This is a genomic window from uncultured Formosa sp. (assembly GCF_947500765.1).
Classification (GTDB): Bacteria; Bacteroidota; Bacteroidia; order Flavobacteriales; family Flavobacteriaceae; genus Formosa.
In genome coordinates this window covers 1-12,102 of sequence record NZ_CANMTH010000010.1, presented here as the reverse complement: position 1 = coordinate 12,102, position 12,102 = coordinate 1, and the positions used below count along the sequence as shown (strand labels likewise).

Here is a 12,102-nt window from a genome sequence, read left to right as displayed (position 1 = left end):
AAAAAAATATATGAAATCAGAAATACAAAAATTAAGCATCCTTGAAAAAATAGGATATGGCTCTGGTGATGCAGCAGTAAACGTTGTAATCTCTTCAATGTTTCTAATTATTACATTCTTCTATACCGATGTATTTGGCTTAGAACCTAAAGACATGGCTATTCTATTTCTTTTGGTAAGGCTGATCGATGCTGTTACAGATCCTTTAATGGGATTAATAACTGATAAATTTAAGACTAAATGGGGGAGATATAGACCTTATTTTCTCTATTTATCTATACCTTTTGGTATCTCAGTCTTTTTAACATTTACAACTCCAGATTTTGATTATACCGGTAAGCTTATTTATGCTTATATCACTTATATATTTGTTACTATTATGTTTACATCGGTTACTATTCCATACATATCCTTGATTGGAGTATTGACAAATGATCCTCAAGAACGTTTGTCTGCAAACGGATATCGTCTATTTTTTGCAAAAGTTGCAGCTTTTTTAGTCTCTATTGTTGTACCGATTTTAGCTGAAAAACTTGGTAAAAATGATATAGCAAGAGGTTATCAATTAGCCATGGGAATTATGGCAATGATGGGGACACTTTTACTACTGTTTTGTTTCTTTACAACTAAAGAACGTGTGGAGCATACTATTGATAAAAAACCATTATTAGAACAATTTAAATTGCTTATTAATAATGGGCAATGGACCCTATTATTTGGTGCTTGTTTTACAGGAACTGTAGGTTATGTTATTAGAGGTTCAGTTGCAATCTTCTATGCTAAGTATTTTCTTGGTGGAGATGTAAGTGTACAATCTACTTTTATGGCAACAGGGGTAACCGCTGCAATCCTAGCCATGCCCGCGTCTACTTATATTACAAAACAATACTGTAAAGTAAAACTTTTTAAATACACTCAACTTGCTGTTGGAGCCATTAGTTTAGTGATGTTTTTTGTGGTTAAACCAGGAGATATAGTATTGGCCTATGTATTATATTTTATACTATCCTTTGTAGTCGATTTACATGCACCTGTATTTTGGTCAGCGATTGCAGAAGCGGTTGATTATGGTCATGCAGAAACTGGAAAACGAGTTTCAGGCTTGTCTTTCGGAGGAATTTCTTTCGCACAAAAAGCAGGAATGGGGGTCGCAGGAGCTGCTGTAGGTTACTTATTAGATTTTTTCAATTATGTGCCAAAAAGTGATTCACAAACAGAATATACCCTTCTAGGTATTGCACTTATGTTAACGATTATACCTGGTTTTTTTCACGTTATTATGGGAGGTATGATGTTTAGGTATAAGATTACTGACAAATATTATGAAACGATTAAAACTAAATTAAACATATAAAATGGATACAATTAGAACGAACGAACCCATAGTTGAACAACGTGCTGATCCGTTTATCTATAAACATACAGATGGTTATTACTATTTTACAGGTTCAGTACCTTCTTATGATAGTATCGAGCTTAGAAGAGCCAAAACTCTAAATGAATTACAAGATGCCGAAACGTTTCATGTTTGGAAAAAACATGAAACTGGACCGATGAGTCAACATGTTTGGGCACCAGAAATACATTATCTGGACGGTAGATGGTATATCTATTTTGCAGCTAGTGAGGTAAATGATATTTGGAAATTAAGGCCATATGTAATTGAGTGTAGAGGCCAAAATCCATTAATGGATGAATGGATCGAACTTGGGCAAATGCAAGCAGCTGATGGTGATAATAAGTCATTTAATGATTTTTCGTTGGATGGAACTGTTTTTGAAAATGAGGGTAAACGCTATTTCTGTTGGGCAGAAAAGACAGGCGGACAATTCGCAGCATCAAATTTATATTTAGCAGAAATGGAATCGCCTATCAAATTAAAAACAAATCAGTTTATGCTTACTACTCCTGATTACGACTGGGAACGGGTAGATTTTTGGGTGAATGAAGGACCTGCTGTTATTAAAAATGAAGGTAAAATATATATAACATTTTCTGCAAGTGCTACTGGTTCATGCTATTGTATGGGCTTAATGGAAGCAAATGAAAATACCGATTTAATGGATAGGAATTCTTGGACAAAATCAAGAAATCCAGTTCTTCAGTCAGATTATAATAAAAATATATATGGAGCGGGACATAATAGTTTTACTGTATCTGAAGATGGAGTCCCTATTTGTGTGTATCATGCTAGAGATTATGAAAACATAGAAGGAGACCCCTTATTTGATCCAAATAGACATGCTAGAATTATGGACGTAAAATTTGATGAATCAGGTAAACCAATTTTTGAATTTTATTGATATTGTAATTAAGAGGTATTAGAAGAACTGAGATTTTTTTACAGTCTGGATTAATATTTTTTGCAATAAAAAACAAGTGTAAAAAAAACACTTGTTTAAAATTATCGTTTATATTTGTAATGCAGGAAACTAACAAAAGATATGAAAACATACGTAATAGGGTTAGATTATGGATCTGATTCAGTAAGAGCCGTTTTAATTGATACTCAAAATGGAGCCGAATTGGCATCAGAAGTATACTGGTATCCGAGATGGAAAGAACAGAAATATTGTAATTCGAGTATAAATCTATTTAGACAACATCCTTTAGATCATATTGAAGGATTAGAACATACAATTACCTCTGTAGTGTCTCAAAGTGGTATAAGACCAGAAACCGTTGCTGGAATATGTATTGACACAACGGGATCTTCTCCATTGCCTTTAAATAAGGAAGGTGTACCATTAGCGTTGCTTGATGGTTTTACAGAAAATCCGAATGCTATGATGGTACTTTGGAAAGATCATACTTCCGTAAAAGAAGCTAATGAGATTAATAAATTGTCTAGATCTTGGGGTGGTGACGACTTTACTAAATATGAAGGCGGAATTTATTCATCTGAATGGTTTTGGGCCAAAATTTTACATATTGTCAGAGAAGATAAGGCTGTTAAGGAAGCCGCTTATACATGGATGGAACATTGCGATTTTATCACCTATTTACTTGCCAATAATAAAGATTTAATCACGTTTAAAAGAAGTCGATGTGCTGCTGGTCATAAAGCTATGTGGAATGAAAGCTGGGGAGGTTTACCTGCTAGTGAGTTCCTTTCTAAATTGGATCCTTATTTAGGAGAGTTAAGAGGTAATCTTTACGATGATACATTTACTTCCAATGAAATAGCAGGAAATTTAAACGAAGAATGGGCTAAGAAATTGGGCTTGTCTACAACATGTGTTATAGCTGTAGGAACCTTTGATGCACATTCGGGAGCAGTTGGAGCTAAGGTTGATAACAATACGTTAGTACGTGTAATGGGAACATCAACGTGTGATATAATGGTATCGTCTTATGAAACTCTTGGTGATATTTGTGTAAAGGGGATTTGCGGTCAAGTTGATGGCTCGGTGATTCCTGGAATGATTGGTTTAGAGGCAGGTCAATCTGCATTTGGAGATGTATTAGCCTGGTTTAAGGATATTCTGAATTGGCCAATTGATAATTTGGTAATGACTTCAGGGGTATTATCGATAGATTTGAAGCAGAAACTTCAATATGAAATAGATGCTAAATTTATAAGAACTTTAGCTGAACAAGCTGAAAATATTCCACATTCAGTTGCTATACCTATGGCTTTAGATTGGGTAAATGGTCGACGTACACCTGATGCCAATCAAGAGCTGAAATCTGCATTTACAGGAGTTTCTCTAGGAACTAAAGCACCACACATTTTTAAAGCTTTGGTAAATGCCATTTGTTTTGGTTCTAAAATGATTGTAGATCGATTTGAAAGTGAAGGAGTAATAATAGAATCTGTAATAGGAATTGGAGGTGTAGCTCGGAAGTCACCATTCATAATGCAAACTTTAGCAAACGTATTAAATAAGCCAATTAAAGTTGCCGAGTCAGATCAAGCACCAGCTTTAGGAGCCGCCATTTATGCAGCGGTTGCAGCAGGCATTTATAAAGATGTTATTGAAGCGAGTAAAGTTATGGGTAGTGATTTTGAAGCAGAATATTATCCTAAGGCAAATGAGGTTGAAACCTATGCAGCCTTAATGGATGATTATAAAAAATTAGCTGATTTTGTTGAAAACAAGATAAAAAATTAAAATTATGAGTTCTAAATATAAAACACTTAAAGAAGAATGTTACGAAGCCAATATGCAATTAAACGTACTGAATTTAGTCGTATACACGTTTGGAAATGTAAGTGCTGTAGATCGAAAAAATGATGTTTTTGCTATTAAACCAAGTGGTGTTTCCTATAGCGATTTGAAAGTTGAAGATATTGTGATTTTAGATTTTGATAATAATATTATTGAAGGCGGGTTGAGACCTTCCTCTGATACAAAAACCCACGCATATTTATATAAAAACTGGGATGATATTGGAGGAATTGCACATACGCATGCGACGTATTCCGTGGCTTGGGCACAATCTCAATTAGATATTCCAATTTTGGGAACCACTCACGCCGATCATTTAACTGCCGATATTCCTTGTGCACCACCAATGAAAGACGAACTTATTCAAGGGAATTACGAACACAACACTGGCATTCAAATTATAGAATGTTTTAAAGATAAACAACTGTCTCATAAGGAGGTCGAAATGATACTTATTGGAAGTCATGGTCCTTTTGCTTGGGGAAAAGATGCAGCAAAGGCTGTTTATAATAGTAAAGTACTTGAGGTAGTTGCAGAAATGGCTTATTTGACAAGACAAATAAATTCTAACGCTCCAAGATTAAAAAATTCATTAATAAAAAAACATTATGAGCGTAAGCACGGTGCAAAATCGTATTACGGTCAATAATAACTAACAAAGTATTTAATATGATAGATATTTCAAAAAAAGAAGTTTGGTTTATAACAGGAAGTCAGGATTTATATGGACCAGAAACTTTAAATCAAGTTGCTGAAAATTCAACTATAATAGCAGAGAAATTAAATGATTCTAAATTAATTCCGGTTAATATAATTTTTAAGCCTACAGTAAAATCTTCAGAAGAAATTTACGAAACCTTAACCGCCGCAAACCAAGAAAAGAATTGTATTGGAATTATTACTTGGATGCATACTTTTTCTCCAGCAAAAATGTGGATTAGAGGATTAACGGTACTTCAAAAACCGATGTTGCATTTGCATACACAGTTTAATCGAGACATTCCTTGGGGAACAATCGATATGGATTTCATGAATCTTAATCAATCGGCACATGGAGACCGTGAATTTGGATTTATGGTAAGTCGTTTACGTAAAAATAGAAAGGTGGTTGTTGGACATTGGTCGGCAGATTCTGTTCAAAAGAAAATAGGGGATTGGACACGTGTTGCAGCTGGTTGGGACGATTGGCAAGGAGCCAAATTTGCACGTTTTGGTGATAATATGCGTTTTGTAGCTGTAACCGATGGCGATAAAGTAGAGGCAGAAACCATATTTGGTTTTTCTGTAAACACCTATGCTGTTGGTGATTTGGTGGCAGTTATAAACAGTATTTCAGGTGATGCTATTAATTCGCTAATTAAAGAATATGAAGCATCTTATCATATGGCAGATTCATTGCTTGAAGGCGGAAAAGATAGACAATCCTTGATAGAATCAGCTCGTATAGAATTAGGTTTAGAGAAGTTTTTAGTAGATGGAAATTTTAAAGGCTTTAGCGATACATTTGAAGATTTACACGGTATAAAACAATTACCAGGAATAGCAGTACAACGGTTAATGCAAAAAGGTTACGGATTTGCAGGTGAAGGTGACTGGAAAACGGCAGCATTAACTCGCGCTATGAAAGTTATGGGCTCTGGCTTAGAAGGAGGAAATGCTTTTATGGAAGATTACACTTATCATTTAGATCCTATAGAACCAAGAATTTTAGGCTCTCATATGTTAGAAGTGGATCCTGTTTTAGCATCAAATAAACCAACTTGTGAAATTCATCCTTTAAGTATTGGAGGAAAAGCAGATCCTGTGCGTTTAATTTTTAACGGAAGGGCAGGTACATCTCTTGTTGCTAGTTTAATGGATTTTGGAAATCGTTTTAGATTATTAATCAATAAAACTATTGGGGAAAAAATTGTAGAAGATTTACCTAATTTACCAGTGGCAAGAGTGATTTGGAAACCTTTGCCAGATTTTGAAACGGCTTGTTCCGCATGGATTTTAGGAGGTGGTGCACATCATACATGTTATAGTGAAAATATTTCTGTTGAGCAAATGGAAGATTTTGCTGAAATGGCAAATATTGAAGCCTTAGTGATTGATGAAGATACAACCATAAGAAATTTTAAAATGGCTATTAGAACCAACGAAGCATTTTATAAATAATTGATTGCGATACATAAACTAAAAGACTTATATAATGAAAATTGTAAAATCTAGTTTCTATTGCTCCTTATTTTTACTAATGCTTATTACAACTGTTAGCTGTAAGGAAACTAAAAAAGAGCATGAAATTGATAAAAAGGAAGATGCCGTGAAAGAAAAATTGACTATTGAAAAATCTAAATTTGGTATCATGCCTGATAGCACAACTATAGATAAATTTACACTTAAGAATGCGAATGGAGTCGAATTGAATGTGATTACGTACGGCGGTAGAATAACATCTTTAAAAGTTCCAAATAAGGATGGGAAGTTTGAAAATGTCATTATAGGATTTGATAATTTAGAGGATTATTTAAAAGATAATCCTTTTTTTGGTGCATTAATCGGTCGTTTCGGAAATCGTATTGCTAAAGGAAAATTTACTTTAGACGGAACGGAATATAACCTTGCAATCAACGATGGACCTAATCACTTACATGGTGGAGTTGATGGATTTGATCGTGTAGTTTGGACTGCCGAACCTTTTGAAGGTGAGGATAATTCATCATTAAAATTAACCTATTTGAGTAAAGATGGAGAAGAAGGTTATCCAGGGAACTTAAAAGTGACTGTAATTTATACCCTTACTAATGATAATGCTTTAGACGTTTCTTATGAAGCAACTACAGATAAAGCAACTGTTGTTAATTTAACTCAACATGCATATTTTAATTTAACTGGAGATTTTACTAAAGATATTCTAGATCATGAAGTGATGATCAACGCTGATGCTTTTTTACCTGTGGATGCGACTTTAATTCCAACTGGAGACATTAAAAATGTGGAAGGGACACCATTCGATTTTAGAAAACCAAATACTATTGGAAAAGACATTAATTTAGAAAATGAACAATTAAGTTTAGGAAAAGGTTACGACCATTGTTGGGTTTTAAATGGTGAAAAAGATACCATGAGAAAGGTAGCATCTGCTTATGATAAATCTAGTGGCCGATTCATGGAAATTTATACAGAAGAACCAGGGATCCAATTTTATACAGGAAATTTTTTAGATAGTACGTTACCCATGCCAAAAGGAGGCACTTATGGACACAGAACAGGTTTTTGTTTAGAAACTCAGCAGTACCCTGATGCGCCTAACCAAAAGGATTTTCCTTCAGTGGTTTTAAATCCGGGAGAAATGTATGCAACAAAAACGTTATTTAAGTTTTCTGTTAAATAAAAATGCCATGGACTGTGTTTACAAAACTATTTAAAATTAACTAAACTCGTTACCTTATGGAAATTATTTCTTTTGTCGTCTTTACTTTATTAGTGGCCTTATTAGCTTGGTGGTATTCAAGAAAGACAGACGAAACGTCTTCAGATGGCTATTTTTTAGGAGGAAGAAGCTTAACAGGACCTGTTATTGCGGGGTCTTTGTTACTTACAAACCTTTCCACCGAACAAATTGTAGGTATGAATGGCGTGTCTTTTAGAGATGGTATACCAATTATGGCATACGAGGTTGTTGCGGCTATAGCCATGGTTTTTACAGCGTTTGTTTTACTGCCAAAATATTTAAAAAGTGGTATAGCAACAATTCCACAATTTTTAGAAAATAGGTATGGTAAATCCACTAAAACAATTGTCTCATTACTTTTTCTTTTAGGATATGCCATTTCGATGTTGCCAACAGTACTTTATTCAGGAGCATTAGCAATAAACTCAATGTTTGATATTCCTGAAAAATTAGGAATGAGTCCTGAACCTGCATTATGGGTAACTGTATGGGCTATAGGGATTGTCGGGAGTATATATGCTATTTTTGGGGGATTAAAAGCAGTAGTTATTTCAGATTCGATAAATGCCATTGGACTAATTATAGGAGGGTCTTTAATTCCAATTTTTGGTTTAATGAAAATTGGTGATGGAAATATTTTTACGGGATTAAAAACACTTACAACAGTCCTTCCTGAAAAGTTTGATATTATAGGGGGACCTGATTCGGATGTCCCATTTTGGACTCTTTTTACAGGGATGATTATTGTTAATTTTTATTATTGGGGGACTAATCAGGCCATTATTCAAAGGGCTCTTGGAGCTAAAAATTTAAAAGAAGGTCAAAAGGGACTACTATTAGCTGCGTTTATTAAAATATTAGGACCATTTATCGTAGTGTTACCTGGTATAATCGCATTTTATATTTTTAATGGAAATATTGAAAATCCCGATGAGGCCTACCCAATGGTTGTGAAAGCTGTATTGCCTGTAGCATTTATTGGTTTTTTTGCCGCAGTATTATTTGGAGCTATTTTAAGCTCGTTTAACAGTGCTTTAAATAGTTCTGTCACTTTGTTCGGGTTAGACTTTTATAAAGAATATATTAATAAAGAAGCATCAGGTACACAAGTTGTAAAGGCAGGTAAAACATTTGGTATAGTACTAGCTTTGTTTTCTATGGGTATAGCACCTTTGTTATATGGTGTACAAGGTGGGATTTTTACGTATTTACAGGAATTAAATGGTACGCATAGTGTGCCTATCTTAGCCATTATAATTATTGGAATATTTTCTAAACGTGTTTCAGGAAAAGCAGCTAACATTGCTATTCTATTTAGCGTAGTTACGTATTTAATGACATTATATATTATTAAACCAGACATCAGTTTCTTACATTTAATGGGAATATTGTTTGTATTAACAATTATCATTATGTTCGTTGTTAGTCATTTTATACCAAGAGAAACAGATTTTGAACAGGAGTATACAAAACAAGTAGATATTACACCTTGGAGGTATTTAAAACCAGTAGGGTATCTGGTTGTTGGTATCGTTGTTGGAATATATATATGGCTGTCCTGAAGAGAAAAGAAATAAAAATATGAGGGAGAAGAGATATGGTTTTTTTACCCTTATTCTAGATTAAAACTTGATAATAAAACCGTTACGTGCTAAGGTAGTTTTAGTTAAATATGAAGTCGGTTTTATAGGGGACAAAACATTTTTCATCATTAAAAATCCATCTGATCTCGTAATGAATGATAAATTAATAGTATGTCTTTGGTTATATTTTTATTGTATTAAACTAGGTGTCCAAAACAGTAAATTAAGTTGAGATAAAATAGATAATGCATCAAGCTTTCGAAGTCAAGAAATTGATTTTGTAAGCTTTTTTACGTATGATTAAATGTTATTTTAATAAACTACCTACCTTTAAACTTATCAACACTGCTACATTTTTACATATCTATTGTTTAATTTTGTAGCATGCAAATTAGAAAGTTATATCAAATAAAACCACTTACGTTTTTTATACCCGAATACAATTCGGCTATAGAACTCCCATTTGTTAATGGTATTAGTGCAGGATTCCCATCGCCTGCAGACGACTTTCTAGATATTAATATCGACCTCAACAAGCATCTTATTAAAAATCCGAGTACGACGTTTTACGGTAGAGTCAACGGACATTCAATGAAAAACGTAGGCATCCATGATGGCGATTTATTAATTGTCGACAAAAGCCTGGAGCCTAAAGACAATAAGATAGCAGTCTGTTTTATCGATGGTGAATTCACTGTAAAACGCATTAAAATAGAAAAGGATTGTATTTGGCTGATTGCCGAAAATGAAGACTATAAACCCATTTGTGTTACATCCGATAACGATTTTATCATTTGGGGTATCGTCATTAACGTTATAAAATACTTCTAATGTTTGCCCTGGTCGATTGTAATAATTTCTACGCCTCTTGCGAACGCGTATTCAACCCAGCTCTAAATGGTAAGCCTATAGCGGTACTATCAAATAACGATGGCTGTGTCATTGCACGGTCTAACGAAGCTAAAGCTTTGGGTATTCCTATGGGGGCACCGGCATTCGAATACAAACACCTATTTATAAAACACAATATTCACGTTTTTTCATCCAACTATGCCTTGTATGGAGATATGAGCAGTCGTGTAATGAGCTTGCTTGCCAACTTCTCTCCAGATATCGAAATCTACAGTATAGACGAAGCCTTTCTAAAGTTTAACGGATTCCAATATTTCAATATTCAGGAAATAGGGGATACCATGAGAAAACAAGTAACCAGAGGTACCGGTATTCCAATAAGCATTGGTTTTGCATCCACAAAAGCATTAACCAAAGTGGCTAATAAGATAGCTAAGAAGTTTACAGAACGTACCCAAGGTGTCTATGTTATAGATACAGAAGAAAAGCGCGTAAAAGCACTTAAATGGACCGCTATAGAAGATGTTTGGGGTGTAGGTAGAAAACATGCCAAACGCTTAAGAGCATTAAACATACATAACGCTTATCAATTTACGCTGCAGTCAGACGACTGGGTGCGTAAACATATGTCAGTTATCGGATTAAGGTTAAAACACGACTTAGAAGGAAAACCAACCCTAGATTTAGAAACCCCAAACACAAAAAAATCAATTGCCACCACACGGTCATTCGAAGGCATGATTACAGATTATGCAGATCTCCAAGAACGTGTGGCAACATTCGCCATTTCTTGTGCCGAAAAATTACGTCACCAAAACTCCCATACTAATGCGGTCATGGTCTTTTTACAGACTAACGGGTTTCGTAAAGACCTACCACAATACTACCGTAATGTGGTTGTTAAAACCGAAACACCAACAAATTCAAGTTTCGATCTCATAAAAGCAGCTCATAAAGCATTAGAGTGTATTTATAAAAAAGATTTCCATTACAAAAAAGCCGGCGTAATTGTAATGAACCTCACTCCAGAAGACCAAAAACAATTTAGTCTATTCTCTAACGAGAATCCAAAGCACCAACCCCTAATGGCAATTGTCGATAGGCTAAATACGTCCTATGGTAACAATAAAGTAAAGTTCGGGGCTCAATCCCTCGGCCGACAATGGAAAATGAAACAAGAACGTTTGTCGCCAAGGTATTCTACACATATAAACGATATTATTCGGGTAAAGATTTAGTCTATTTAATTTAAAATACCACCCATTTACGGGTAACCGTATTCTTAACCTACAGGAAAGTAATACATTTAGTGCTTAAACTAACAATATCCCTTTACTTATTCTTGATATAGGAGTATTTAGTATTGATAAAAGGAGTTGTAATTAATTAAAAAACCGAAATTATGAATAAAATTAAAAACATTATATTGAATAATTTTATTACTGAATACGATTCTAGTAAATATGAATTTACAAATGAAATGAACCAATTAGTAAACTCAATAACTATTCTCGGAGGATTTCCTACGATTATAGATAAAATAAACTCTGAAAACGGAACTGTTTATATAAAGTGTAATTCTGACTTTTCTTCTGGTAGTGCTGAATTAATTAATGTTAGTTCTGAATTAAAAGCGGAGTATGAAAAAATAAGACCTTAATTATGTCTTGCTATTCTGTTCATTTTTGAATCCTTAAAACCTATGAAAGACGAGATTTCTTTTATAAGAATTCTAGATTCTAAAGTTTGTGAAGGAATATGTGTATCAATTAATTTAACTAAATCTTGAAATTTTTTACCATTAGCAAGTTCTGCGTTGGACTGAATAACAGTTTGTTTTTTTTGAGAAATCATAAATAACTAATTACAACACCGTATAAAATTAATTGCTAGTTGTTTCCTCTTTGGAAACTTATTGCGTGTCTCTTTTGTATTGCTTATATTTAAAGTTAATATTTAGTTCACGCAACTAATCTTATACGTATTCCAAGATAAAATCCTAATAAAGATTTAGTTTTTTTTATGCAGCATGCTGTTGAAGAACCACATAAGGTGT

General features: G+C 33.9%; 11 protein-coding genes. 10 read left to right on the top strand and 1 reads right to left on the bottom strand.

What is annotated here, in order from left to right; translation table 11 throughout:
• Positions 1 to 10 precede the first annotated feature (10 nt).
• The 10 genes from Q1B05_RS15270 to Q1B05_RS15225 all read left to right on the top strand — a co-directional run bounded on the left by Q1B05_RS15270 (position 11) and on the right by Q1B05_RS15225 (position 11,706).
• Entirely contained in the window at positions 11 to 1,354 is a 1,344-nt protein-coding gene (locus Q1B05_RS15270; RefSeq protein WP_299781827.1) for an MFS transporter, read from the top strand.
• A gap of 1 nt (position 1,355) precedes the next feature.
• The gene (locus Q1B05_RS15265; protein WP_299781826.1) at positions 1,356 to 2,303 is read left to right on the top strand and encodes a family 43 glycosylhydrolase; all 948 of its coding nucleotides are present in this window, start codon (positions 1,356 to 1,358) and stop codon (positions 2,301 to 2,303) included.
• A 141-nt stretch (positions 2,304 to 2,444) separates the two neighbouring features.
• The gene (locus Q1B05_RS15260; RefSeq protein WP_299781825.1) at positions 2,445 to 4,115 is read left to right on the top strand and encodes a ribulokinase; all 1,671 of its coding nucleotides are present in this window, start codon (positions 2,445 to 2,447) and stop codon (positions 4,113 to 4,115) included.
• A 4-nt stretch (positions 4,116 to 4,119) separates the two neighbouring features.
• Entirely contained in the window at positions 4,120 to 4,821 is a 702-nt protein-coding gene (locus Q1B05_RS15255) for an L-ribulose-5-phosphate 4-epimerase (protein ID WP_299781824.1), read from the top strand.
• Positions 4,822 to 4,841: 20 nt separating this feature from the next.
• Positions 4,842 to 6,332: an L-arabinose isomerase gene (gene araA, locus Q1B05_RS15250; RefSeq protein ID WP_299781823.1), complete on the top strand. Its 1,491-nt coding sequence runs from the start codon at positions 4,842 to 4,844 to the stop codon at positions 6,330 to 6,332.
• 34 nt (positions 6,333 to 6,366) lie between these two features.
• Positions 6,367 to 7,551, top strand: a complete 1,185-nt coding sequence (locus Q1B05_RS15245; RefSeq protein ID WP_299781822.1) for an aldose epimerase family protein — start codon at positions 6,367 to 6,369, stop codon at positions 7,549 to 7,551.
• 56 nt (positions 7,552 to 7,607) lie between these two features.
• Positions 7,608 to 9,173, top strand: a complete 1,566-nt coding sequence (locus tag Q1B05_RS15240; RefSeq protein ID WP_299781821.1) for a solute:sodium symporter family transporter — start codon at positions 7,608 to 7,610, stop codon at positions 9,171 to 9,173.
• Between the two features lie 405 nt (positions 9,174 to 9,578).
• Positions 9,579 to 10,025 carry a translesion error-prone DNA polymerase V autoproteolytic subunit gene (umuD, locus tag Q1B05_RS15235; protein ID WP_299781820.1) on the top strand — a complete coding sequence of 149 codons (447 nt, stop codon included), beginning with the start codon at positions 9,579 to 9,581 and terminating at the stop codon, positions 10,023 to 10,025.
• The gene (locus Q1B05_RS15230) at positions 10,025 to 11,284 is read left to right on the top strand and encodes a Y-family DNA polymerase (protein ID WP_299781819.1); all 1,260 of its coding nucleotides are present in this window, start codon (positions 10,025 to 10,027) and stop codon (positions 11,282 to 11,284) included. Before umuD ends, Q1B05_RS15230 begins: the two co-directional genes overlap by 1 nt.
• A gap of 164 nt (positions 11,285 to 11,448) precedes the next feature.
• Positions 11,449 to 11,706: a hypothetical protein gene (locus tag Q1B05_RS15225; RefSeq protein WP_299781818.1), complete on the top strand. Its 258-nt coding sequence runs from the start codon at positions 11,449 to 11,451 to the stop codon at positions 11,704 to 11,706.
• Here the strand turns inward: Q1B05_RS15225 and Q1B05_RS15220 are convergent.
• Positions 11,703 to 11,900, bottom strand: a complete 198-nt coding sequence (locus tag Q1B05_RS15220) for a hypothetical protein (RefSeq protein WP_299781817.1) — start codon at positions 11,898 to 11,900, stop codon at positions 11,703 to 11,705. The two genes, Q1B05_RS15225 and Q1B05_RS15220, sit on opposite strands and share 4 nt — an antisense overlap.
• Between the last annotated feature and the right edge of the window lie 202 nt (positions 11,901 to 12,102).

Excerpts from the sequence above, each read along its gene's own strand:
- Q1B05_RS15245 (WP_299781822.1), top strand. The coding sequence starts at position 6,367 with ATGAAAATTGTAAAATCTAGTTTCTATTGCTCCTTATTTTTACTAATG.
- Q1B05_RS15220 (WP_299781817.1), bottom strand. The coding sequence starts at position 11,900 with ATGATTTCTCAAAAAAAACAAACTGTTATTCAGTCCAACGCAGAACTT.
- araA (WP_299781823.1), top strand. The coding sequence starts at position 4,842 with ATGATAGATATTTCAAAAAAAGAAGTTTGGTTTATAACAGGAAGTCAG.
- Q1B05_RS15260 (WP_299781825.1), top strand. The coding sequence starts at position 2,445 with ATGAAAACATACGTAATAGGGTTAGATTATGGATCTGATTCAGTAAGA.
- Q1B05_RS15240 (WP_299781821.1), top strand. The coding sequence starts at position 7,608 with ATGGAAATTATTTCTTTTGTCGTCTTTACTTTATTAGTGGCCTTATTA.
- Q1B05_RS15230 (WP_299781819.1), top strand. The coding sequence starts at position 10,025 with ATGTTTGCCCTGGTCGATTGTAATAATTTCTACGCCTCTTGCGAACGC.
- Q1B05_RS15265 (WP_299781826.1), top strand. The coding sequence starts at position 1,356 with ATGGATACAATTAGAACGAACGAACCCATAGTTGAACAACGTGCTGAT.
- Q1B05_RS15270 (WP_299781827.1), top strand. The coding sequence starts at position 11 with ATGAAATCAGAAATACAAAAATTAAGCATCCTTGAAAAAATAGGATAT.
- Q1B05_RS15255 (WP_299781824.1), top strand. The coding sequence starts at position 4,120 with ATGAGTTCTAAATATAAAACACTTAAAGAAGAATGTTACGAAGCCAAT.
- umuD (WP_299781820.1), top strand. The coding sequence starts at position 9,579 with ATGCAAATTAGAAAGTTATATCAAATAAAACCACTTACGTTTTTTATA.
- Q1B05_RS15225 (WP_299781818.1), top strand. The coding sequence starts at position 11,449 with ATGAATAAAATTAAAAACATTATATTGAATAATTTTATTACTGAATAC.